Source organism: Shewanella sp. 10B (genome assembly GCF_023475885.1).
Lineage (GTDB): Bacteria > Pseudomonadota > Gammaproteobacteria > Enterobacterales > Shewanellaceae > Shewanella > Shewanella mangrovisoli.
In genome coordinates this window covers 171,853-194,577 of record NZ_JAMDJO010000004.1, presented here as the reverse complement: position 1 = coordinate 194,577, position 22,725 = coordinate 171,853, and the positions used below count along the sequence as shown (strand labels likewise).

The 22,725-nt window shown below is 45.9% G+C and carries 22 protein-coding genes; 9 read left to right on the top strand and 13 right to left on the bottom strand.

The annotated features are described in order from the left end of the window. Nucleotide 1: 1 nt before the first annotated feature. Complete coding sequence (locus M0415_RS15965) at nucleotides 2-1,030, bottom strand: efflux RND transporter periplasmic adaptor subunit (protein WP_249556525.1); 1,029 nt, start codon at nucleotides 1,028-1,030, stop codon at nucleotides 2-4. Continuing rightward, the gene (locus M0415_RS15960; RefSeq protein WP_249556524.1) at nucleotides 1,027-2,229 is read right to left on the bottom strand and encodes a TolC family protein; all 1,203 of its coding nucleotides are present in this window, start codon (nucleotides 2,227-2,229) and stop codon (nucleotides 1,027-1,029) included. Before M0415_RS15960 ends, M0415_RS15965 begins: the two co-directional genes overlap by 4 nt. A 144-nt stretch (nucleotides 2,230-2,373) precedes the next feature. On the opposite strand from M0415_RS15960, the gene M0415_RS15955 reads away from it, so the two are divergent. Then, complete coding sequence (locus M0415_RS15955) at nucleotides 2,374-2,919, top strand: helix-turn-helix transcriptional regulator (protein WP_011627653.1); 546 nt, start codon at nucleotides 2,374-2,376, stop codon at nucleotides 2,917-2,919. A 112-nt stretch (nucleotides 2,920-3,031) separates the two neighbouring features. After that, nucleotides 3,032-3,178, top strand: coding sequence for a hypothetical protein (locus tag M0415_RS15950; protein WP_083758005.1), 147 nt, complete (start codon nucleotides 3,032-3,034; stop codon nucleotides 3,176-3,178). 49 nt (nucleotides 3,179-3,227) lie between these two features. Here M0415_RS15950 and M0415_RS15945 read toward each other — a convergent pair whose 3' ends face one another. Both M0415_RS15945 and M0415_RS15940 read right to left on the bottom strand, forming a co-directional pair. Continuing rightward, nucleotides 3,228-4,178 carry a YeiH family protein gene (locus tag M0415_RS15945; RefSeq protein ID WP_249556523.1) on the bottom strand — a complete coding sequence of 317 codons (951 nt, stop codon included), beginning with the start codon at nucleotides 4,176-4,178 and terminating at the stop codon, nucleotides 3,228-3,230. Between the two features lie 265 nt (nucleotides 4,179-4,443). After that, complete coding sequence (locus tag M0415_RS15940) at nucleotides 4,444-5,007, bottom strand: aldolase/citrate lyase/malate synthase family protein (protein ID WP_249556522.1); 564 nt, start codon at nucleotides 5,005-5,007, stop codon at nucleotides 4,444-4,446. 208 nt (nucleotides 5,008-5,215) lie between these two features. On the opposite strand from M0415_RS15940, the gene M0415_RS15935 reads away from it, so the two are divergent. Together M0415_RS15935 and M0415_RS15930 are read left to right on the top strand one after the other, a co-directional pair. Continuing rightward, complete coding sequence (locus M0415_RS15935; protein ID WP_011627650.1) at nucleotides 5,216-6,748, top strand: DUF3612 domain-containing protein; 1,533 nt, start codon at nucleotides 5,216-5,218, stop codon at nucleotides 6,746-6,748. 362 nt (nucleotides 6,749-7,110) lie between these two features. Continuing rightward, complete coding sequence (locus tag M0415_RS15930; protein WP_069455370.1) at nucleotides 7,111-7,536, top strand: SH3 domain-containing protein; 426 nt, start codon at nucleotides 7,111-7,113, stop codon at nucleotides 7,534-7,536. A gap of 102 nt (nucleotides 7,537-7,638) precedes the next feature. Here M0415_RS15930 and M0415_RS15925 read toward each other — a convergent pair whose 3' ends face one another. Genes M0415_RS15925 through M0415_RS15910 form a run of 4 tightly spaced genes read right to left on the bottom strand, consistent with a single transcriptional unit; the run spans nucleotide 7,639 to nucleotide 11,690 of the window. After that, nucleotides 7,639-8,886 carry a glutamate-5-semialdehyde dehydrogenase gene (locus tag M0415_RS15925; protein WP_249556521.1) on the bottom strand — a complete coding sequence of 416 codons (1,248 nt, stop codon included), beginning with the start codon at nucleotides 8,884-8,886 and terminating at the stop codon, nucleotides 7,639-7,641. 11 nt (nucleotides 8,887-8,897) lie between these two features. After that, complete coding sequence (gene proB, locus M0415_RS15920) at nucleotides 8,898-10,004, bottom strand: glutamate 5-kinase (RefSeq protein ID WP_249556520.1); 1,107 nt, start codon at nucleotides 10,002-10,004, stop codon at nucleotides 8,898-8,900. A gap of 9 nt (nucleotides 10,005-10,013) precedes the next feature. Then, the gene (gene putP / locus M0415_RS15915; RefSeq protein WP_011627647.1) at nucleotides 10,014-11,510 is read right to left on the bottom strand and encodes a sodium/proline symporter PutP; all 1,497 of its coding nucleotides are present in this window, start codon (nucleotides 11,508-11,510) and stop codon (nucleotides 10,014-10,016) included. A 3-nt stretch (nucleotides 11,511-11,513) separates the two neighbouring features. After that, the gene (locus M0415_RS15910) at nucleotides 11,514-11,690 is read right to left on the bottom strand and encodes a hypothetical protein (RefSeq protein WP_164717906.1); all 177 of its coding nucleotides are present in this window, start codon (nucleotides 11,688-11,690) and stop codon (nucleotides 11,514-11,516) included. A gap of 992 nt (nucleotides 11,691-12,682) precedes the next feature. On the opposite strand from M0415_RS15910, the gene M0415_RS15905 reads away from it, so the two are divergent. From M0415_RS15905 to M0415_RS15885, 5 genes are all read left to right on the top strand, one after another. Further along, nucleotides 12,683-13,417, top strand: a complete 735-nt coding sequence (locus M0415_RS15905) for an ATP-binding protein (protein WP_249556519.1) — start codon at nucleotides 12,683-12,685, stop codon at nucleotides 13,415-13,417. Nucleotides 13,418-13,454: 37 nt separating this feature from the next. Beyond that, complete coding sequence (locus tag M0415_RS15900) at nucleotides 13,455-14,063, top strand: hypothetical protein (protein ID WP_249556518.1); 609 nt, start codon at nucleotides 13,455-13,457, stop codon at nucleotides 14,061-14,063. A gap of 514 nt (nucleotides 14,064-14,577) precedes the next feature. Continuing rightward, nucleotides 14,578-14,844 (top strand): multiubiquitin domain-containing protein, encoded by a 267-nt coding sequence (locus M0415_RS15895; protein ID WP_249556517.1) that lies wholly within the window; start codon nucleotides 14,578-14,580, stop codon nucleotides 14,842-14,844. Beyond that, nucleotides 14,819-16,015, top strand: a complete 1,197-nt coding sequence (locus M0415_RS15890; RefSeq protein WP_249556516.1) for a ThiF family adenylyltransferase — start codon at nucleotides 14,819-14,821, stop codon at nucleotides 16,013-16,015. Before M0415_RS15895 ends, M0415_RS15890 begins: the two co-directional genes overlap by 26 nt. Next, nucleotides 16,015-16,443 (top strand): ubiquitination-like system serine protease family protein, encoded by a 429-nt coding sequence (locus M0415_RS15885; RefSeq protein WP_249556515.1) that lies wholly within the window; start codon nucleotides 16,015-16,017, stop codon nucleotides 16,441-16,443. The genes M0415_RS15890 and M0415_RS15885 overlap by 1 nt, the downstream gene beginning before the upstream one ends. A gap of 199 nt (nucleotides 16,444-16,642) precedes the next feature. Here the strand turns inward: M0415_RS15885 and M0415_RS15880 are convergent, their stop codons facing one another. The 5 genes from M0415_RS15880 to M0415_RS15860 form a co-directional block, all read right to left on the bottom strand. Further along, complete coding sequence (locus tag M0415_RS15880) at nucleotides 16,643-16,903, bottom strand: hypothetical protein (RefSeq protein ID WP_249556514.1); 261 nt, start codon at nucleotides 16,901-16,903, stop codon at nucleotides 16,643-16,645. Between the two features lie 114 nt (nucleotides 16,904-17,017). Continuing rightward, nucleotides 17,018-17,458, bottom strand: coding sequence for a hypothetical protein (locus M0415_RS15875; RefSeq protein WP_249556513.1), 441 nt, complete (start codon nucleotides 17,456-17,458; stop codon nucleotides 17,018-17,020). Further along, nucleotides 17,455-19,578, bottom strand: a complete 2,124-nt coding sequence (locus M0415_RS15870; protein ID WP_249556512.1) for a hypothetical protein — start codon at nucleotides 19,576-19,578, stop codon at nucleotides 17,455-17,457. Before M0415_RS15870 ends, M0415_RS15875 begins: the two co-directional genes overlap by 4 nt. 7 nt (nucleotides 19,579-19,585) lie before the next feature. After that, complete coding sequence (locus tag M0415_RS15865) at nucleotides 19,586-21,325, bottom strand: hypothetical protein (RefSeq protein ID WP_249556511.1); 1,740 nt, start codon at nucleotides 21,323-21,325, stop codon at nucleotides 19,586-19,588. Continuing rightward, complete coding sequence (locus M0415_RS15860) at nucleotides 21,318-22,655, bottom strand: site-specific integrase (protein WP_231807251.1); 1,338 nt, start codon at nucleotides 22,653-22,655, stop codon at nucleotides 21,318-21,320. The genes M0415_RS15865 and M0415_RS15860 overlap by 8 nt, the downstream gene beginning before the upstream one ends. Nucleotides 22,656-22,725 lie beyond the last annotated feature (70 nt).

The window sequence follows — 22,725 nt, the reverse complement described above, 5'->3', positions numbered from 1 at the left end:
CTTATTCGCCTCCTAGACCGAGCATGATGCCTTTCACCGCGGCAACCGACTGGGATAGGACTTGCAGCTGACTCAAATCTTGATCGCTGGCGACAATATATTGCTCTGGCGTCGAGCCTAAAATATCGACCGTCAACGCATTGAGCTGATTATTGGACCGAGTGAACACTTGGCTGTCTTGCTCCCAACTAAACACACTGTTTTTGGGCAGTAAATACACGGCTTTTTGATACTCGGGAACCACTGTCATTTGCTGACCTAACAACAGGTTACATTCCTGCGGTACCGCCGATGACCAAGCCGTGACAAAGGCGCCTTCGGCAATGGCCGACAGTGACTCAATCGCGATATGGCATTGATTAATGTTGATGGCCGACAGGGAGTGTGACTGGCCCGTCGGCACATTCACTTTGACGCGGATGCTGTTATTGGGCACCAGTGAAAACAGCTGATCCCCCGCCATATAAGGGCCGCTGATGGCATTGAGTTTAACGATACCGTCAACGGGCGCGGCGACAACTAAGGAGTCTGTAGCCGCATCTGTGCTGTGGACGCGTTCCATAAAGTGCTGCATATGCTCGTATTCGAGGTGAGTCGTGAAATAGTCCTGGCTGATCTCACGCCATTTTTCGGCGCTTATGCTGCCATTGGCGAGCAAAGGTTTGTTGCGCTCATAACGACTCTTAGCGAGTTGATACAGGCTAGCCGCAGCCTCGACTTGGGCGAGGTAGTGGAATACTTCTGGCCCTGTGAGTTTGACTATCGCTTGGCCTTTACTGACGCGCTGACCTTGGCCGACGAGAAAGTGCACCTGCTGGATATTCTCGGGCGTGCTGATCCAGTAATCATTGCCGGGGAGGATTTCAACCTGCGCTGGCAATGGGCTGCCCTCATAACTGGCGACCCTTTGTGGTTGGGTGTAACTGAGGTCGAGATTGCCTAAGGCACTGATGGCTAAGCTTTCGGCTTGCGCCGAACCTACAACACTCGCGGATAAACAGAGAAGGCATGCGCCGCACTTGGCCATCATAATGAAATTCCTAAGGCTTGGAGTTGTTGAGAATGCAGTTGTTGCAAGCTGACGCGGTTGAGCGCTAAGCGGGATTCGGTGTCGAGCGCCTCCATATAGCGGCGCAGCCAGACTTCATAACTCACCTGATCTTGATCTTTTACCTTGGCGAGTTCCTCGGTAATGGTGCGACTGAGGGCGAGCGCTTGGGTGAGTAGGCGCTGTTGCTCGACGAGGTTAGTTTGTTGGCGGACTAATTGATCCCACTGGTTTTTAAGCTCGAGTGCGCTGCGGTCAAGATTGAGACTTTGCTCGGTATTCGCTTGTTGCCATTGGGATAAATCGCTTTGGGACAGCGCCGAGCCCAAGGTTAAGGGCACTGACACGGCTATGCCTAACTGCTGATCATCCACGCCCGTATCCGCGGTATTTTTGGCTGTGAGTGAGACGGTCCAAGGATCGCGCTCACCCGCTTGCTGAGTTTGGATCAGCAGCAGGTGTTGCTGTTGTTGCAGCTTTAGCAATTGCCATAGGGGATGTTGGGCTAAGGTCTCGGCGCCCTTGCCAAGCGGGCGGTCAGTTTCTTCTATCGCGCTCGGCATTTGGTCTTGGCCCGTCAGCTGTTGATATAGGGCTAAAGATTGGGCTTGTTGCTGCAGAATGTCGGCGCGGCTTAAGGCGATATCGACACTTTCCCGCTCCAGTAGCAGAGTGTTGGCTAGTGGCAATTCCCCCGCATCGGTCAGTTGTTTTTGCTGGCGATGGAGTTTATCGAGCAACTGCTGTTTGCGCTCAAGCTGCGCCAGTTTGACTTCGCTCTGGCGATATTCCCACAGGCTCTGCCTTAATAATCCCGAGAGATACAAGGCTTGCAGCGCCGTTTGTTGTTGATGAATTTGCTCCGCTAGCTGTTTTATTTGCTTATCGCTGCTGTGTAGCGCGGGCGATTTAAATGGCAAATTGACTGAGAGTTCCTGCTCGTAGCTGTTACTATTATCCAAACTCTCGAGGTGACTTAAGCTAATGCTCGGCAGGCCAATGAGCCAGGTCGAGCTGGTTAAATTGGTTGCTTGGGTATTCGACGAAGTGAGATGAGTCAACCTCGCTTGGCTGCTCGAAAGCGCTTGGGAAAGTTCGGCTTCCGCCGCAAGACACAGGAAACTACTGCCGACTAAGCTGGTCAACAGACATAACTTGATACAAGACGAACTGACAGACATGAGATGATTCTGTGGTATTAAACAATGCTGTCAGTGTAGGGATTGACGAGTGAAAGTCGTCGGGGACCTGTATCATAAATCCGCCTATGGTACATATGTCCCATAAAATAATTGATTGATTTTGCTTTTATTTAGGAGTTTTAGATGAAGGATATTGTCATTATTGGTCTGCTGGCGCTCATCATGTGCTTTAAGCTTTTTGACATTAGTTCCGACATTCAATTAGGCATTCCGCAATGGCATTTAGTGCAGGAAGCCATACTCTTAGTGCTCACCGCCGTCGGGGCCATCTACCTCAGTTACGATTTAATTCGCCGTTCGCGCGAGGTTAAAGCCTTAGCAAAACGCCTCGAGTACGCCGATAAAAAAATCGACAATATGTCGACCCAAATGCGCTCCGCCAGACAGGAATACAGCCAAGCCGTATCGAATCAGTTTGATACTTGGGGTTTTACCAAGAGCGAGCAGCAAGTCGCATTTTTATTGCTTAAAGGGCTGAGTTTTAAAGAAATTGCCGAAGTGAGACAGACAAAAGAGAAAACCGTGCGCCAACAGGCGTCGACCATTTATGGCAAGGCCGATGTGGATGGCCGCCACACCTTTTGTGCTTGGTTTATGGAGGATTTTATTCAAGAACATAACCAAGAACTGGCGGCAAACGAGTCCGATAGCGCCCATAAAGCCGCTTAAGCTAAACTCTCAGGCTTAGTTGTTATAGCTATTTGTTATTGAAAATCGATATTGGCTGGCTTTTTGGTTCTAAACAATAATGAGCATCCCCTAAGTTCGTCGGAGGATGCAATTGAAAAACTCGCTGCTGATTGTGTTTTGCCTTATTGCCTTGGTTGCATCCACGCAAACCACAGGATTACTCCGCTCGCTGATCGAATTTTCCGCCTTTTTAGGTGTACTGGGGTTGGCTTGGCGGATTAAACCCAACGCCGAATAATGCATCCCGCGTTAGCTCGTCAATCTGAGCCGCTAGGCTCAAATCCAATCTATTGAAAATACAGAATATAACCTAAAGACGTTATTCCAATCGCTGCCCACAGAACCACGCCCAGCAGCAAAGGCTTAGGGCCGCTCGCCCGCATTTTTTGCACCGTAATCCCCGCGCCAATCAAGAACAGACACAGAACTAAGGTACGTTTCGATACCATAAAAAGCGTGTCGTAGAGCGGCTGAAACTGCGGCAACCAATGGGCGATTGCAATGGCTAAACAGTAAAATCCGATAAAATACGGTAGGTTAAGCTTACGTTTATTGCCGCCAAAGATCAGCGCACTGACAAGGGCGATAGGGATAATCCACAATGCGCGCGCCAGTTTAATGGTCGTGGCGGTTTTAAGTGCTTCATCACCATAGGCAGAGGCCGCACCGACGACTGAGGAGGTGTCGTGAATCGCGATGGCACTCCACACGCCAAAATCGTATTGGCTCATATCGAGCAAATGCCCGAGGGCGGGGAATAGAAACAAAGCCACCGAGTTGAGTACAAATACACAGGCTAATGCGGTGGCGGTTTGGTCTGGTTTGGCATTAATGGCGGGCGATACGGCGGCAATGGCGCTGCCGCCACAGATGGCGGTACCAGAGGCGATTAAGTGCCCTGTGATCGGGTCAAATTTTAAGGCGCGAGTCACCAAAAAGCCTAAGATCAGCGTAAAAATAATCGAGCCGACAATTAATCCGAGGTTATGGCTGCTGGCCTCAATCGCGGCGTTGAAGTTAATCCCAAAGCCTAAGCCGATAATCGAATAGGACAGTAATTTTTTGGTGAGTGCGGCGATATTCCAGTCGTTTGGCACCCAACCTAGGCTGGCCAAGGTAAAACCGAGCACAAGCGCCATGGGGGATGAGATAACAGGCGCGAGACACAGTAGCGCGGCGCAGACAAACACAAGGCGATGGGGTTGCTTAAGTTGCGAGACTATCGATGAAAAATTCATAACGCCTTAGGTTTGCGACTGAGTGTTATCGTTCCAATCTTGGGTTTTCAGCTCCATCCACATAGGCATGGATACTCGAATAAGCCAACCGAATAAGCATTGGGACGCTGACAAAGACGGGCATTATAACGATTGCGTTCAGCTTCAATAAAATCAATTTAATTTATTTTATAAGTCAATTTTATTGAGTCTTAATGGATAGGTAGATTTGAAGCTAAAAAAGGAGAGTCGCCGACGGCAACTCTCCCGTGAAAATACGCGGAATTTAGAGATTCACGATACGTTGCAGGCTGTAGTCGCCGCCATCTTTAGCGGTTAACAGCTTGTCTTGAATATCGTTAGCGCTTGGCATTCCTGCATGTAACAGGCTTAACCAGTGGCGCGAGGTGGCATTACGAGTGTCCTTTGGCTCAGTCGCTTGTGCCATTGGGGTTTCAATTTGCACATCTTCCAAATTTGCTAAATCCCGCGCGCCTATCATGCCAGTGCGGTCGAAACACAATTCAACATGGCAGCCTTGGTCCTGTAACACTATGGCGCTTGGCGCATCTTTGGTGCCGTTGAAGGCAACAAACTGCTTGGTTTGGCGTAATCCGCTGTGGCTGCCGTCGGCAAAAAATGCCAGCAGGTGTTGGTAGTAAACCACATAGCTGATCACATCTTGGTGCGAACCCGCATCCAGTGGGAAATGACGGTCGAGGAACTGCTTAGCCTGGGCTAGTTTTTCATGCTCGGCCACGTTCACTTGGGCGACGGCAAGCACCTCTTCTGCGATGAAGCTGTTTAGATTCGGTTGGATCTGGTGGCTATTGATAATTGACATATTCATCGCTGTATCCTCTACACATTCAAATTAAAAATTAGGGCCTTGATTTCACTTCTAATGGTTCAACGTTTGTCTTCAATTTGGTTTGTCCGACAGAGTTAATGGTTAAGCAGTGTCAGGTGGATAACCTGCCTCGATTGCTTAATTTGTAGTCTAGTCTTTTTTTGACTACAATTTCACAATAAAAATTTTACAATGTGAATTTTACAAAATGCGCAATGACCAGAGCTTGATGAGAAAGTCACATTTCCTAGGAACAAAAATACGTAACCTACGGAAACGTAACAATTTAACCATGGAAGATTTATCTGCACGTTGCATTCGCGTCGATGCGGGCAGTGCGCCCTCTGTGTCATATTTGTCGATGATCGAACGTGGAAAACGCGTACCCAGTGCCGAAATGTTGGCCGTGATTGCCACGGTTTTTCAAAAGGACGTTGACTGGTTTTTAGACGACGTGCCCGAGGAAAGTGCCATCACGCCGGACAAAGGCCGCCGTGGTGGGATTAGTGGCATGGCGCTCGAGCCCAGCTTTTTGTTTTCAAATGATATTTTGCAAATAGCGATTCCTGAAATGCTATCCCAGACTGGGATCTCGGGTCGGCAATTCGCCCACTTATTAATCCGCGCCCATCAGGAACATCATCAAAACCATTTCCCCGATCTTGAACGTGCCGCCGAAGAGGTTGGGTTAAAACGTATGCCCTTATCCCTCGAGGAGATGCTGGATATTGCCAAGGGCGTTGGCTTAAAAATCAAATGGATAGATAGTACGCCCCAGGAAGTGATCGACGAGCGTGGCGTAAGCTCTCATCAGTTAGTGACTTCTTTCTTCGAGCCGCCCAGCACCATTTACATCAATAAAGTCCTTAAAAATCGCCCCAGTCGACTGAAGTACGATCTCGCCGCCCATATCGGCCATTGTGTGTTACACAACAAAGATGGGCTTAAGAGTGTGATGATTTCTGGCCGAAAACTGGAGATGGATGAAGAAGTGACAATGCAGTCTAATACACTGAACGCGCAGGATATTTTGCATGCGTGGCGCGACTTTGAGTCCAGTTTTTTTGCCGGAGCCCTGTTATGCCCTAAGGTGCCTTATCGACAATTGCTCGACCGCCACGGTTACGAAATTGAGGTGCATAAACAGCTGCAAGTGTCGGCTTCGGTCGCCATGCGGCGGATGACGGTGGTATCGCCTTATCCCCATTGGCATTATTTTGATGCCTATGCGCCGGGCAAACTCAAGGCCGTTTACCGAGGCAATGGTATTCCTCTGCCTTGGGGCAATATGCGGCTGGTGGAAGACCCTTGTCAGCACTGGGCGGTGTTTAGAATGATCAGCGAGCCCAAGGTCGGCACCTCGGCGCAAATTTCGATTTTAAATGTGGGCAATGAACCACGGATTTACTGCTGCGAGTCGATTAAGGTCGAAGACTCGGCGGGCAATCCCCATGTGCTCTGTGCCGGTATCGATTTGAATCCGGCCATTGAAGCCCAAGGCAAAGATGCACTCTCCATTGCCCATGATTTAAAAGCCGCCTGTGTCTCTGGCGGCGGTTCAGTCGCGATTCCCAAGCATATTAAAAGCGATCTAGTCAGTGTGGCTAAGATATTGAATATCAACTGGATTGAACGTGGTATTAAAAATGATGCCCGGCTTATCTGCTCTCGCGGCGCCGTCTGCCCACGGCAACCCAGCTGTTATCAAGCGGGTAAATCGCAGTGTGATGGGGCAGCGTAAATCACTATTTGATTTACGTTGAGTTTTGCGGCCTTACGGCCGAGGTGAATCAAGGTCGTGGGTCTTCAACCCACACCCGACCAAGGAGGACTGCTCGTCCTATCCTCCTTGGATGCTCCATGACGCCCCAACGGAGTTGAAAGCTCCTTGTGCTCATAGCTAACTTTGCTATCGCTTCCGAAGGATGCGTCCATGCACCTGCGAAAGCTAGTCGGTCATCCATGACCGAACTCACGCAATTTGCCTATTCGCCCTGCGGCAACTCCGAGGGGAGCCGTATTCTGCTGCATCGGGCGGTAAATCTATGCTTAAAGCAATCTAGCGGTAATTATTTTGAGGCGAGAATATTCAAGGAGTGAAATGTGAATAGGTTATGGATATTACTGTTAGTTTTTGTTCTGGGGCATCCAATATCCATTGCCAACGCCAAAAACTGTAAAAAGGGTCAACCGTGCGGCAATTCCTGCATTTCTTGGAACAAAACTTGTCGTATCGGATCGGCAAATACAAGTGCTAGCACTCGCACCGTGGTGTCACAAGAGAAAAGCCATTTGCAATCGCCAAACGCGGACATTGCGAGCAATCCTGTTCTGGAGAATGGACAGTTATATGAAGTAACTATCGATAAGCTCAATATCCGCAACAAACCTAAGAAAAATGGGGAGTTACTGGGTGTACTCTCAAAAGGTGAGCGTATTAGTGTGCTGGCTGCAAGCGGTGATTGGAAGGCCTTTCTATATCAAGACAAACTCGCTTGGGTATTTTCGAAACATTTGAAAGCCGTATAAGAAGTATGAAGCTCAATTTCTATGACGAGCACTTAAACAAAGCCCCAAGGGAGAATACCTTGGGGCTTTGTTATTTAGTTAATCACATCGTCTAAGTAATCGCTAAGCCCTAATTTGTCCTGTGCCTGAAACCAGATATTTTTCAGTGGTTAAGGCTTCGAGTCCCATGGGGCCGTAGGCATGTAGCTTAGTGGTGGCTATGCCGATTTCGGCGCCGAGGCCGAGTTCGCTGCCATCGGAAAAACGCGATGAGGCATTCACCATAACGACCGAGGCATCCACTGCGCGTTGAAAGCGGGCGGCGGTGAGTTCATTGTCGGTGCAAATCACCTCGGTATGGTGGCTGCCGAACTTAGCGATATGTTGGGTGGCGACCTCAAAGCTGTCGACTTGGCGAATGGCGATTTCTAAGTCCAAGTATTCTTGGCCAAAATCCTCTTCCGCCATATAAGTGCAAGCATCGAAATACGCGGCGGCCGGAGGACATGCATTGATTTTTACTTGATGCTCGGCCAGTGCTTTAGCGACGCGGGGCAAGAATCGCGGCGCGATATCCTTATGCACTAACAAGCCTTCGAGGGCGTTACATACGCCAGTGCGTTGGGTTTTGCCATTGAGCAGCAAATCCAAGGCGATATCTTGATTAGCGTCTTTATCCACATATAAATGGCACACGCCCTTAAAGTGCTGAATAACCGGAATGCTACTGTTTTCAGTGACGTAATTAATCAATCCTTCACCACCGCGGGGGATGATCACATCGATAAATTCCCGCTGCTGCATCAGTTCGAGCATCAGGGCGCGGTCAGGATCGGGGATCACGCTGATAAGTGCTTTAGGCAAACCATAGGCGATCAGTACCGCCTGTAAAATGCTGGCGATCACTTGACTGGTGTGTAGCGCTTCTTTACCGCCACGCAGGATCACCGCATTGCCGGATTTAAAACACAATGCGCCAGCATCGGCGGTGACATTAGGGCGCGCCTCATAAATCATACACACCACGCCGAGTGGCACACGCATCTTACTGATAGATAAGCCGTTAGGCCGTTTACCAATAAAACGTTCGCGCCCAACGGGATCGGGCAGCGCGGCGATGGTTTCGATTCCTTGCGCCATTGCTTCGATACGATGCTGGTTCAGCGTGAGGCGATCGACCATTGCAGGGCTTAAGTTGTCCTGAGTCGCTCGGTGCACGTCAATCAGGTTCGCGCTTTGGATTTCATAGCTTTTTTCCCTTAATGAGCGCGCCATATCCAGCAATACGTTGTTTTTTAACGACTCATCGAGTTGGGCGAGTGTGCGGGCCGCATGGGCGGCGTCGGCTGATATTTGTTTAATTAGGCTCATAGTTTCTCCACTCAAATGGATTTAAGAATGGCGATATTCTTATCGGAAATGATGGGGCCGGTTTTTTGCTGGAATTCACTGGCAAACGCCTGATCATCCTGCTCGGTAATAAAACTCAGTAGGCAACTGCTGTAGTTAGATTTGGCTTTCGCCAACTTAGTGCCATCGCCTTTACGCACCAGAATGGTATCGCCCACTGAGAAATCCCCTTTGACTTCAACCACATCATCGCTGGTTAATTGCTCGCTGTGCTGATCGAGTGCGAGGTCAAAATCATCCTCGACGATCACTTCGCCCTGCGCTTGCGAGGTGTGGGTCATCCAATGCAAATGCTCCTGCATCGGTTTTTCGTAGGGGGTAAAGAGGGTGCCCGGATTTTGCCCCTTTAGCAGTTGGCTAAAGGAGTCGGCATTAAAGCCATTGATAATAAAGGTCTCAATGCCGTGGGAGATGGCTTTCTCGGCGGCTTGGATCTTAGTGCGCATGCCTCCGGTGCCAACATCGCTGCTGGCGCCTCCCGCCATCGCATAGATATCAGCATTGATTTCAGTGACTTGCTTTATCAACTTGGCATTAGGATATTCGTGGGGATTTTGATCATAGAGTCCATCCACATCCGAGCAAATTACTAAGGTGTCGGCATCGGCCGCTGCTGCCACCATGGCCGAGAGATTATCGTTATCGCCAACCTTAAGTTTGTCGGCGGTAACGGCATCATTCTCATTGATGATCGGCATTAAACCGTGTTCGAGCAGGCTAAAAATCGTGTCTCGAATACTGATATAACGCTCGCGATTACGTAAGTCGCCATGGGTCAGCAGCAGTTGGGCAGTGGGAAAATCAAATAGCTTATTCCACGTCGCCATCATATCCGCCTGACCCGCAGCCGCCATGGCCTTTTTCACTGTGACACTCGGTTGAGTTTGGCCCTCAAAATGATGCCAACCTGCGGCAACCGAACCGGATGAAACCAGTACCACTTGGATACCTTGGACGCGACAGTAAGTAATAAACTGCGCGATACCCAAGAGATAATGGCTACTGCAACCTTGCTTGTGGGGCGCGATTAAGGCGCTCCCCACTTTGACGACGATACGTTTACGGGGAGAGTCTGTCATAACGCCTCCTTAGCTTTCCTCGGCCAGTACACGACCAGCCTGATGGAATTGCTTAGTGGTTTTAGGACAAGGATCGGTATCGAATTTGCTCACCAGATAAATCACTGTGCTGCTGACAACAAAGCCTGGGATCATCTCATACACTAAGCTACTCAATGCCTTACCATCGGCAAGCACGGGGGCATAAATCCAAAAGAGTACCGTGAGCGCGCCCGAAATAATCCCCGCAATCGCCGCTTTATGGGTGAGGTTAGCCTTATACAAACTAAACAGCACCAGCGGACCAAATGCAGCACCAAAGCCTGCCCACGCATTACTCACGAGGGAGAGGATACTGTTCGAGCGGTCGAGTGCCAGCAGCGTTGCGACAATGGCGACACCTGCGACCCCGTAACGACCCATTTTTACCATCTCTTGCTCGCTCGCTTGTTTCTTCGACAGCGTGCGATAAATATCTTCGGTCAGCGAACTCGACGAGACTAATAACTGCGATGAAATCGTGCTCATAATGGCCGCGAGGATCGCTGCCAGTAGGAAGCCGCTGATTAAGGGGTGGAACAGCAACTCTGAAAACACGATAAAGATGGTTTCAGGGTCTGACAGTTTCATGCCAAATTTATTGGCGTAGGCGATACCGACCAAGCCTGTCGCTAAGGCACCGATAATGGTCACTGTCATCCAGCTGATGCCGATGCGGCGTGCGGTTTTAATGTCGGCGACCGAGCGGATCGCCATAAAACGTACAATAATATGCGGCTGGCCGAAATACCCAAGTCCCCAAGAGAGGCTAGAAATTAAGCCAAGCAGCGTCACATTTTGCATCGCGTCGGTAAAATGCGGGATCGACTGATAGGCAAAGTTCATCATGCGATCTGCGCTGGTAAATTCTTGATATGCCACGAAAGGCACTAACACCAAGGCGACAAACATAATGCAGCCTTGCACGAAGTCGGTGAGGCTAACGGCTAAAAATCCCCCCAGCAGAGTGTACGACACCACGACGGCTAAGGTAACCACTAGGCCAATATCGTAGTTCAGCCCAAAGGCGGATTCGAACAACTTGCCGCCCGCGACTAATCCCGCCGAGGTATAGAGGGTGAAAAAGATCACTATGATGGCGGCGGCAATAATGCGAATACTGTTATCGGCCTGACCAAAGCGTTTAGCGAAGAACTCAGGAATCGTCAGCGCGTTATCGGCGACCTCTGTGTAGACTCGCAATTTAGGGGCTACCACCAAATAATTGATTAGAGCACCAATTAATAATCCGAGGGCAATATACAGGGTTTCAAACCCCACTAGGAACATGGCGCCGGGTAGGCCCATCAGCATCCAGCCACTCATATCCGAGGCGCCAGCCGAGAGTGCCGTGACCTGTGGGCTTACTTGGCGGCCACCCAAAATGTAGCCAGAGACATCATCGGTCGACTTACGGTAGGCGAACAAACCAATAGCGAGCATGGCAATAAAGTAAATTGCCAATGAAACGTAAGAGAGGGAATTCATCGATTATTTTCCTCCTAACGCTTTGTTATTTTGAATGAAGCTCGGTTTCAAAATGACAAAGAGATAGGTACTTAGAATGGCGAACAGGCAGAAATATTGTAGTGTTCCATGAAGACGTGCTCGGGTGGAGCGGATGATCTGTGAGATGGGGTTTTCATCTGTAGCATGCTTAGCTGACATAATGCCTCCTTGATTTATTTAGAGTGAATAATAGTTAGTGTTATAACTATAATAAGATCTTTATTAGCAAGATATCAAGTTGAAATGCCCAGTTTGCATACTTTTGGTTGGCGTAAAACAAGGGAAATTGATTTGAATACTGATAAATTTACCTGTGCTTTTAACCGAAAATTGGGGCGAAAGAGTGGGATGTTAAGAGCGGATAAATAGACTTGATGGCTTAGCGTTTAATATAAAAAAGCGGCGCTGAGAATATCAGAGCCGCTTCGATAAAATGTAACATTCACAGGCTATTGAGCCTGATTTAAAACTTGAGTCATGCGCTTAGCGCATAGTACTGGCTTACTCCCACAATTGAAATCTGGAGAAATATCAAAAAGTTAACATTTTCAGTTAGTTAACTTGAACTCGAAAATCGGTTTAAATTGAAGCGTTTTTTCGAAAATAGAGCGATTTTTGTCTGGATTTTCCAGAATACATTCAAGGCAACTCACTTAGAAAGTATCGGTACGAGCAGTTCACTAAAGATGAATTAGGCCATGAGTTAAACACTATTGGGTCTTCTGGAAAACATTGCTGGTTCAAATGGTCTACAAGGCCATCAGTCACACATATAAATGTTTCAATATTGGCATTATTCTGAGTTGTTAATATTGACGAGCGCTGAATATGTAGCATTTTATTTTTGGTTTTCATCAACTAATTGGAGCTTACGACTTTCAATGCGGAGGGGCTTGTAAAAATGCATAATCGCCCCTATTTAGAAATAATGTTAGCAAAATAGTGACACCAACTTGAAGTGTACAATTCTCCTAGATGGCAGGTTTTGTGACCCCACTAAGTTTGAGCAAAGCTATAGTCAGTCTCCAGATCCTTTTCATAGCAGTGTGAGTGAAGTTCACATCATAATTGGGGAAAGAGCATCTTTTCTCATTAATGCAATACTGCGCCTGCTGTGTTTGTGTAATCAGCTTGCCAAGCTAGGTAAGCAGGTGACGTTAGAATTTAAGTACACGGGCACGAACAGTGCCTATTCGTACTTTAATCGATGTGGTTTTTTTGAACAGCTTAACCTTGGTGTCGCTGTTGCTCCCTGTCGTCCAGAGCAATCTTTAGCTGAATTGCTGCGAGGTCAGTCGGAAAGTCTAATGGAGATAAAGACGATACGCCCAAGCAATAATGAGCGTGCATACAATCGAATGATCCCCCATGAAGTCACGGCTATAGTTAGGGCTCAGCTTCGGGGCTCTTTTAGCTCCTTAGTTGATGACTTGCAAACCATTCTATCCGAAACTTGCGGCAATATTCCTGAACACAGCTCCTCAACTGAGGTAGGATACGTTTTGGTTCAAAGGTATAAAAAGAGTGGCACCATTTTTGTGGCTATTTCAGACAGTGGGGTTGGTCTGTTGAACTCGCTTCGAGAAGGTATGAGAGCCCGTGGAAATAACGATTATAGATTGAATGATAATGAACTAATCCTCAAAGTCATTAGAGAAGGCTTAAGTCGTTTGGATGATCCTGGGCGAGGAACGGGCCTTCCTAGAGTCGCCGAACTATCTATAAAATACAATGTGACCATGCACCTTCGCTTAGAGAACCTTGATGCGGAATTGGTCCCTGATGGCAATGAGTACAGCGCGATAGCCAGCTTCAACAAGCCCCTAAACACTCTGAAAGGCACCCACATTTCACTAGTTATGAATGAGAATGCAATAACGTGCTAACTTGCACTTTTTCATTTAATCTGATTCAATAATAGCTATGAAGCAGATAAAAATTACTCGAAAAATAGTCGTACTTTCAGATCTCATGAACTGGGATGCGATAAGTGATCCGTACGATTCAATCATGAATGGGCGTAAGCCAGGATGGGGCGTTGCTGATGGAGCTGACGTTAGAGAACGTTTTCAAAACATTATTGCAGCACATCCAGAGGTAGACATTTTCGTTATCTCACTCGAAGGAGTAGGAAGGCTAGATGCGTCTTTTCCTCGAGAGGCCTTTGGTAGACTCATTCATGAGTACCTAGGTAAAAAAGGATTTCTAATTACTGATATTGTTTCTGAAAATCAAATAGATAATATTGAAGCAGGGGCAAATCGCTTAGAGATCCCCATACACATTTTCTATGAAAACGAATATAAAGTGCTAGGCAATATAGAACCGAAAAGAACGCACAAAGACTTTTATGAGTTAGTGCGTAACAATGGGTGGTTGTCAGTATCTGAATTGTCTGAGCAGTTAGATGTAAGGGTAAACAATGCAAGCAACAAACTTAAGTCATTGGTATCAGAGGGCTTTCTCTTAAGAAAAGAGCATGTCGCACCATCTGGTGGGGTCGAGTTTTTCTACTACCCAATTTCGTTTTAGATCTCATTCACAAAAAGTATTGATCCAGAATGGCTGGAATGCTATACTAACAACAGAAGTCAAAAAAGGCTTCTGTTTTTAAACTCATTTGATCACTATTTTTTATGAAGCAGATGAGTGGCGAAACCACAAAGCGGAGGGACCATTGAGTTCTTCTTTTTTCGACAAATGCATTCATTTTTTTTTATGAATCAGACCCGGAAATGACGTTTGTTTAACTAAGTGCGGGAAACCGCTAAGGAGATTACTAATGAGTCAACACAAAGATGTGCACGTATGTGCATATGTAAGGCGTCGCCAAGGGCGGCTTGAGTATGCCACATCCCACTGGCGATCTTCGCCGGGTTGTGGCTATGAAGGCTAAACAAAAAGCCCCGATGCTTTCACAATGGGGCCCTTCGTTTTGCTTAGTGCTCTGTTAATACAAACTTGCGAGGTCTAAGCGGTATTTCTTTTGGCGAAGATAAGTATAACCGTTCAAGACCTTGCCAACAACTTAATCAGGAGGGACACCATGTCTCATTCTTCGGACCATGGCAACGGTCATAAAAATAAGCCTGTCAATATCATAGTAAATGCACGTCCAAAACAGTTCGAGGGGGAACGAATAAGCTACGGAGAAGTCGTCGAATTGGCATTTCCTGGTCAAGTCGACCCAAATATCATTTACACAGTGACCTACGTCGGTCCTCAGATTCCTGACGGAACTCTGGCAGAGGGGCAATCTGTAGCAATTAGAAATGGGATGAAGTTCGATGTCATCAAAACTAACCGTTCTTAACCCATCGATCCACCGACTGATTGAAGAAGGGTTTGAGATAGAGATTGTGCGTCAACATCTGCTGGTGCATTCCATCCCCTACTTGAATCAATCTGGTGAAGTAAAGTTTGCGACTCTTGCTTGCTCCTTTGTTGAAAATGGTGAGCAAGACAGTCGGCCACAAGATCACACGATGTGGTTTAAAGGTGAATATCCTCATGATGGCAAAGGGCGACCCATGACGGAGGTGGTAAATAGCCCTAACCAACATGTTCTCTTCGATGAGTTTGGTGTCGACTTTTATCTTTCAAATAAGCCTAACGGACAGGATTTTAATAACTTCTATGACAAGGTAGTTCATTACCACACATTATTTGTCAGCCAAGCTCGCACTGTCGATCCGAATGCGGACGGTCGCACAAATATCACGCATGGCCAACGCGATGAGAGGTCGGTCTTTAGCTACCCCGACACGGCCTCTTCACGTGCAGGTATTACGGCAATCACACAGAAACTTGAAGATTTACGTATAGCTATTGTTGGTGTTGGTGGCACAGGCAGTTACATCTTGGATCTGCTCGCCAAGACTCCTATTGTCGAGATTCATCTGTTTGATGCCGATGAGTTCGAGCCGCATAACGCATTCCGAGCTCCTGGTGCTGCATCACTGGAGCAGCTGCAGTCAGCCCCAAAGAAGGTAGACTATTTTCTTGATGCTTATAGTGCAATGCGGAATGGGATTGTTGCGCACCCTTACTTCGTGGACGAGCAGAATGTTCATGAGTTGGAGAGCTTCAATTTTGTTTTTGTTGCTGTCGACAATGGCCAAGCCCGCCGAGTTGTGACTGAGTATCTTGTCAATCAAGGAATTCCATTTATTGATGTCGGGATGGGAATTGAGATAGTCGAAGATGCCAGTTTACAACTGCGTGGCACGTGCCGGGTCACACTGGCTACTAATGAAAAGAATCTTCATTTGGCACAAAGGGCCAACTTACATGACGATGATGATGAGGCGTTATACAAGAGCAATATTCAGGTCGCTGACTTGAATGCGATGAATGCTGCACTGGCCGTCATGCGTTGGAAGCAGTACATGGGGTTCTATCTGGATCAGGGACAGGCTCACAATCTGAATTACACGCTTTCGCTTCAATCTCTCACCCGAGATGATGGCCCCGAGGAGGACTGATGGCTGTGCACTATATTACGCCTGTATTTGTGGAATTTATTCCAGAAAATATTGAGCAGGGAAAACTGTACATCAGTGAAACCTATAAAACTGCAATCCATAAATGTTGCTGCGGGTGTGGAGAGGAGGTAGTAACACCTCTGTCGCCCGCAGACTGGCAGCTCAAAAAAGGCGTAAATACTGTGTCGCTTTACCCGTCTATTGGTAATTGGAACTACAAATGTAAATCTCACTATTTTATTAATAATAACAGGATAATCTGGGCTCCAAAGTTTAGCCTTGAACAAATACAAGCCGTACAAGTAAGAGATCGTGTGGATAAACTGAATTACATAGCTGATAAAAATAAAGCAGGTCCGACTGCTTGGTCGAGTTTTATTGATTGGCTGGTTAAAGCTTGGAGATTCATACGATCACTATTTAGTTAGTCTCAGATGAATTGATACAAAATTGCCGCTTCTTAAGAAGCGGCTTAAACAATTGCCACATACGCACCAACCCAACACCAGAACGTTTCGTTGCGGCTAAAAAAACATGTTTAAAAATATGATTTAAATGGCTTTTTAAGAATGAATGATTTGCTAGCTTTCGTATGAATTGTCACTTTCACATGTGAAAGTAGGAATGTCACAGCTTGAAACCGTGGCTTGAACCGTCTGGTAAGTCAACATGAAGGTGGAGCTTTCCTCCGCCTGATTCAACAATTTGTTTCAACTGGTGTAGGCCATCGACCGTACAGCTATCAATTTGGAAACCTGCATCAGCACCGATACGTTTTAGTAGCTCCATCAGACGAAGCTGGATCAACTGCTTCGACGCTATCTCTTCGGCTGTGTAAACGACCTCTTGAGGCTGCTCTGCAATGATGTCTTCAAGTTTTCTACCCATCTTCTCTGCCTTTGAGGTTAAGCAGGAAAACTTTCACATGTGAAAGTTTTCCTGGCTCTGTTTGTTTGGCTAGTTTAGCCAGCAAAGGGCAGTAAAACTAGCTCAGGTATACAATCACTTGATTCTCACAATCTGGCTCTGTTTGAGCTCAACTATCTGAAGTTCAAGATCTTCAATACGTGAAAGAGCACTCCTTAGAGCATGACTTAGTTGATGATGTTCTGCGGCCATTGAAGTTAATCTTTGGTTCAATACAGCAACTTTTTCACGATACTGAATTTTTACCTTTCTTTCTTGGTTGCGCTTTTCTCTCAAAATCTCGACGTCGGACTGAACTGCTGTATCAGGCGTAAGGCACTTTAGTTTTTTTACTTCTGATTGAACTCTGAGCTTGAAATCTGGATAGTAATAACAACTGCCATTTCCCAATCCGGCTTCTTCCTCTACAGCTCGAACCGATAATTTACGGTGATCGGGTATTCGTTTGGTTTTTCGTTCGATGATTCGTTGCAAAGCTGCTTCAAGCTTGAGAAGTGTATTTTCTGACTTTTTCATAAATCGATAACCTGTAATGGGTGCTGATATTTTTCAAATTTCAGTCCAAAATCATTCAACACTTTCTCGGCAGCTCGAATCTGTGTAATACAGTGAGCATACTCTGCATGGCTGACATCGGATTGTTGTTTCAGATAGCTACTCAACGTTTGATGTTTCTTTTGCCACCACGACGCTTTTTTATCATCCACGACGCTACCTCCGCCACGGCAATCAACGCAGAATGCGGCATTTATTACTCCATCCATGTCACATTCATAGCCATTTTTACAATAGCTATGTAGGGTGCCATGTAAAGTTAACCGTTTTTCTTTAACCAATCGATACAAGCTATCCCAGTTGCTATAGATCACAGGTTTGTCGTCACGCATGGCGACAATAGCCTTACCAAAGCTTCCCGTTAGCTTCTCATTACTGTTGAACCATTTATCAAAGTGCGCCGTTGTTTGTTCAAGTTTTACTTCGTTGAGCAAGTTAATTAGCTCACTGTCTACCTTTATATCCTGTAGGCGGGATTCGATTGCGCCATTGCCATACCATTCGCTCATGCGAACATGGATATGTTTGAATTGCTGCTTAATGGATATAGGGTGGCCCAGTCCATTGCGGATGGCAAAACAGGCAAAAGTGCGTCGAAATTGGTGGGTGAGAAAAGGCCAAGGTTCTCCTAACTTAACTTTGTCCTCTATTGCTCCACCATTTCTTGGATTAAGCTGACGACATTCAGATAATGCTTTTTCATCAACAATTGCACCAATACTTTTCGCGAAGTTTTTCAGCCGATCATTCCATTTGGCACGAGATATGAGAATTGGTAGGTTTTTCCTTTGCGCTTGGCTAAGCCACAAGTTACTGGATGTTTCCATTAGCTTATCTACTTGTCCAGGATCGTTACTATGTGCTGCTAGTTTTACCAATTGTTCACGGGCACATGCGCTCAATGAAATTGCGAGCGATATGGCTTTTTCTACTATAGGGCTGGTGAGCCACTCTTCTTTTTTTCTACCAGCTGCAAGCTTATGTGTTGCCGCTGATACAGAGTGAAATAATTGTCCGTTGATAGTGTAAGTGCGAAAGCTATCCTCATGGAGTTCAAACAGTTCGCTGACCCTCATTCCGCTGAATGCGCCGCAACATATAAAACAAGCGGCTTGAAGATTCGCTCGCCATGTAAATAACCAATTTCCGTCAACATTATGGTTGGGTAGTAAGCCTGTTCCTCTAAGATGTTGCGTGATGATCTCAGATTGAGAACGAGGAGTTGCTTTGTTGATTTCCTCAACGTATTTTTTGCTATTAATCCTGCCTTCCACATCATAAAGCCACTTCCATCTACCGATGGCTAGCTTATAGTCTACGGCTGCACGGCCAATATCATAGTTTGATTGTAAATCACGTTCGAGTTGGGCGAGTTTTTCTCTATGTGGCCATGCTTTTTCCACGTAGCTGACAGCTTGCCCGTACAATACGTTAACCAATGCTTGTGGTATAGCAAGTGATTGCTTATGTTCTAATTTCTCTTGATCTGCAAGCTTTTTTGCCAACTGTCTATAGTTGATGCTCGGTAATGTTAATTGAAAAGGTAGCCATGGATTCAACCTTTCCACAGCTTGAAGAGCCGTGAAAGCGAGTTCAAGAGTGCGTTTGCTTAATGACTCATTTTGCAAATCTATTTCAAATTTTTGCCAGATATCATGGTTGTTTAATTCACTAAAACTATTGGCTCCGTTATTTTTTAAGCTGACTAACGCTCTTTTTAAACCAATATTAAATCTAGAGGTTAAAGTGGACAATTTGCATTTTTTCCCAAAGCAATGCCCTTGCTCGTATAGCCAGCCATAGGCTATAAGTTTTGCTTCAAGAAGCAAGTTAGGCGAGTCAACTAAATAAGAGAAATCAAATTCTCTTTGGTTTTTATCACTGCCTTTATCCGAGGCATATGGGCTACAATCCCAGCGATTTTGGCCGAAGTGCGCTCTTAATATTTGATGTTGATCTATGCATACAGGTACTTGGTTCAATTTGTCCCAGTTACGCTCTTTGACTAATCGTTCCACATCTTGGGTGTAAAGATTGAGTGAACTAGGCGTTTCAATTGGCAAATGTAATAGTGGTTTCATTTTGTCCTCAGCTAATATTGACACTATCTATATCCATCCACAGGGGATGACGACCTTCATCTGCTAATTTTCTTCTGGCTTGCTGTACAACTTTGGGGCTTAATTGTTTTAAGCGGAGGTCAATCTTTGCTAAGGCTTCGCCAAAATTTTTCTGATAATGAGCATTATCTATATGCAGGCATGCCGATTCTTCAATGCATTCGCGAAAACTAAGAGCACACCATAAATCAGTTACCGATTCGACAAGCACTTGATGTCCGCAGCTCCAACATTTGATTAAATCGGCACATGCTAGATTTTCACTTTCAGTTATGAGCCCATGTGCTCGTGCTCTTGATGTAAACTTCTCAGCCATTGCTCCCATCGGCTCTTTGCAATAACTGCCGTTTGCGCTACGAGTGGGAGGAGATGCTCGTCGGATGTACGCTTCATAGGCAAGTACTTCCACTTTTTGTGCCTCTCTGACCTTTTGTTTTGCTGACTCCACACCTTGTCTGTCGCGAACGATCTGTTCCAAAGTTTGGCTTGTATCACGGTTCATCAGATCGTTTTCATGAGGGTTTCCACTTGAATATGCGAGGGCGATAGTCCTAGGTGTGTTATCCAGAAGAATCGCAGCTTCCAGTGTGCCTTTTAGTGCCAAAGTTAAATGACTACCCGTTGCTCTGAATCTCCTCGGTGTTGGCCATAATACGTCTCCTCGTTCATCAGTCATCGGGAAATATTTAGTTAACCAATTTGCTTTGAAGCCATTGAGCAGGCATCTGCTCATCATCTGAACTTTTCTTTTTCGGTAGCTGTAAGCCGGTAACAGCAAACCATCAGGATTAGGATCGACCAGTTTTGAGACAGTCATTAATTGGTCAAAAAACTGGGTTGCATACTTAGGAATTTCTAGCTTGTTATGATCCCCTAGCTCTACAGTGATAGTTTTAAATGCTCTACGTTTAAATGCTGGCATTTGATACCAATTGCTTGATATGGCATGTGTGCTAGTTTGTGGGCGTCTTAAGCTATATAAGACGGTACTGTTACTCCACGTGTAATAACTTAGGAGAAATGTTGCGACATAAAAAATTTTTGATGCACCACCGGCTACTGGATAATCTTTCCCCTTCCAAGAAAAAACCATTGTATGAGCGTTAGAACTAGCTTGAATATGAAACTCAGGATCGATAATGAATTGCTGATACAACTGCTTAAAAATACTTCTTAGCAACGGAAGCAATTGCTTTAAGTCAGCGTCACTATAGCCGCGTGTTGGCTCTGTTTGCGTGCGTCCTGACCGGACCCCTTGTGGATAAATGTGTCGCACGGGAAGATCTAGCCACTGGTATAAAGATGATAAATCCCCCCGTAGCTTGCTTTCTGTACTATCCTTGATCTCCCCAAGCCGCTGACGGATGGAGTTATGTTCTAATTCTTTAACAAATGCCATTTCAGATAGCGGTTGAAGCGGTGGAGTTTGCGCATCACAAAACGCAAAATGTCTTCTAGCTGCGGTGAATGCGTTACCTTTGGTTGCTGGTGAAGCATCTTCCCTGCTCGTAATTGTGATAAACAGTCTCTGTGCTATATCATCACGGTCTAATAACTGAGCATTTCCCTGCTTTATTTCATGTGTTTTAGGAACCCCGCGATATCTGTATCTATTAAAGTCCAAGAGGAGGTGTGCGTTTGCCCCGTTTCGTATGGGAATACAAAGATGTTCAACCCAGGGGGCTATTAATTTCAATGTCTTACTCATCAGCTTCCTCTAATGCTTGATGCATAATGCTGTCTAGTACAGATATTTTCTCTTTTAACGCTTCTTTTCTTTTGAGGTACTGTAAGTACTTCCATGTCGTGGATTCATTCTTATGTCCCATCCACCCCATCAGTAAGCTCAGTGCATTCGCAGGCTCAATACCTGCTTCAAGTAGGCTATGTAGTCGGTAGGTTGCATAACTACATCTAAGATCATGAAACTTATGCTCAAATTGTATTCCTGACTTAATTATTGAGCGGCGAACTTCTCCAAAGCGAGAGCCTATTGTGTTTGGATCATATGGATTACCTTGTTGGCTAATAAATAAGGGTTCGTATCGCTGGGCTGTGGTCAGGGCGTCGAGTTTTTCCTTTGAGACATGAAAAGAGTGGGACTTTTTTATGTCATTGATGCCTTTGTGGAACTCAATTTTGCTAAGAAGTTTGTCAAGTCGGCACATTCGCCGCTCACTAATGGCATAAGTTTTCAAATCTGATAAAAGGCGACTTGTTATCTCAATAGTTCGAGTTTTATTGTATTTTGTAGGTACACCATTACTTGGTCCTATTGTTAGCTCGAAATGAGTTATTGAACCTGAGCGTTGAACCGATTGTTCTAGTGCGGCCAAAGTCAATCCTGACGCTTCTTGGATACGTAAGCCGGATTGAGCTGCGAGCAAACAGATCAGCCTAAATTCGCAAGGCACATTACGTAAATGTAGAGCTAAATGAGTGAGTGCAATTTGAGTTAAGGGCTTTAGCCCCCGAATATTCTTACTGGTTGCATCCCTCGGCGTTCTGATGCGCAAGTCTGTAGTTTGGACCAGAAATTTAGGCATCATATGAGCCAGCATGTCGCTTCTCTGTATTCTTACAAATTCGATTTCGAAGGGTTTGTGTTTCTCGTTGATGTGGTAATAACGTTCATGTGCTGCCCATAAATAAAACTGGACGACATGTGTCATATACGTGTTGGCAGTTGAGTATGCGAGCTCACCAGCTTTAACACTCTTGAGAAGTTTGTCATTTCTATATCGATATGTCGGCTTTAAACCTTTTGCTAAGGGGAAAACGTCCCAGGTTAACTTTTCTGATTCTAGGAAATTCCAATAATGCAAAAGCGCTCTTGCGTAGGAACTTAGATTTTCAAGCCGTTTGTTCGCTTTAAGATGAATGAACCAGTGGTTTACTGGTGCGACATATCCCCAGTTTTGGTCATAAATAGTAGGCAATGACCCTAGATTTCGGCCATTCAGAAACTCTATAGGGTCTGTTTCGGTGATGATTTCACCACCTATATGTACATCGTCTGATTTGATCAAGTAAGCCACAGGGTGAACTTTGTAATAACCGTTGGTTCATCCAGTATCTGCTACTGCTATCGAGATCCTAAGGCCTGTA

Coding starts and splice junctions, on each gene's coding strand:
- M0415_RS15880 (WP_249556514.1), bottom strand. CDS start 16,903: ATGGGTAGAAAACTTGAAGACATCATTGCAGAGCAGCCTCAAGAGGTC.
- M0415_RS15925 (WP_249556521.1), bottom strand. CDS start 8,886: ATGAGCCTAATTAAACAAATATCAGCCGACGCCGCCCATGCGGCCCGC.
- M0415_RS15945 (WP_249556523.1), bottom strand. CDS start 4,178: ATGAATTTTTCATCGATAGTCTCGCAACTTAAGCAACCCCATCGCCTT.
- M0415_RS15940 (WP_249556522.1), bottom strand. CDS start 5,007: ATGAATATGTCAATTATCAATAGCCACCAGATCCAACCGAATCTAAAC.
- putP (WP_011627647.1), bottom strand. CDS start 11,510: ATGAATTCCCTCTCTTACGTTTCATTGGCAATTTACTTTATTGCCATG.
- M0415_RS15895 (WP_249556517.1), top strand. CDS start 14,578: ATGTCTCATTCTTCGGACCATGGCAACGGTCATAAAAATAAGCCTGTC.
- proB (WP_249556520.1), bottom strand. CDS start 10,004: ATGACAGACTCTCCCCGTAAACGTATCGTCGTCAAAGTGGGGAGCGCC.
- M0415_RS15890 (WP_249556516.1), top strand. CDS start 14,819: ATGTCATCAAAACTAACCGTTCTTAACCCATCGATCCACCGACTGATT.
- M0415_RS15885 (WP_249556515.1), top strand. CDS start 16,015: ATGGCTGTGCACTATATTACGCCTGTATTTGTGGAATTTATTCCAGAA.
- M0415_RS15935 (WP_011627650.1), top strand. CDS start 5,216: ATGCGCAATGACCAGAGCTTGATGAGAAAGTCACATTTCCTAGGAACA.
- M0415_RS15965 (WP_249556525.1), bottom strand. CDS start 1,030: ATGATGGCCAAGTGCGGCGCATGCCTTCTCTGTTTATCCGCGAGTGTT.
- M0415_RS15870 (WP_249556512.1), bottom strand. CDS start 19,578: ATGAAACCACTATTACATTTGCCAATTGAAACGCCTAGTTCACTCAAT.
- M0415_RS15900 (WP_249556518.1), top strand. CDS start 13,455: ATGAAGCAGATAAAAATTACTCGAAAAATAGTCGTACTTTCAGATCTC.
- M0415_RS15955 (WP_011627653.1), top strand. CDS start 2,374: ATGAAGGATATTGTCATTATTGGTCTGCTGGCGCTCATCATGTGCTTT.
- M0415_RS15960 (WP_249556524.1), bottom strand. CDS start 2,229: ATGTCTGTCAGTTCGTCTTGTATCAAGTTATGTCTGTTGACCAGCTTA.
- M0415_RS15910 (WP_164717906.1), bottom strand. CDS start 11,690: ATGTCAGCTAAGCATGCTACAGATGAAAACCCCATCTCACAGATCATC.
- M0415_RS15865 (WP_249556511.1), bottom strand. CDS start 21,325: ATGAGTAAGACATTGAAATTAATAGCCCCCTGGGTTGAACATCTTTGT.
- M0415_RS15875 (WP_249556513.1), bottom strand. CDS start 17,458: ATGAAAAAGTCAGAAAATACACTTCTCAAGCTTGAAGCAGCTTTGCAA.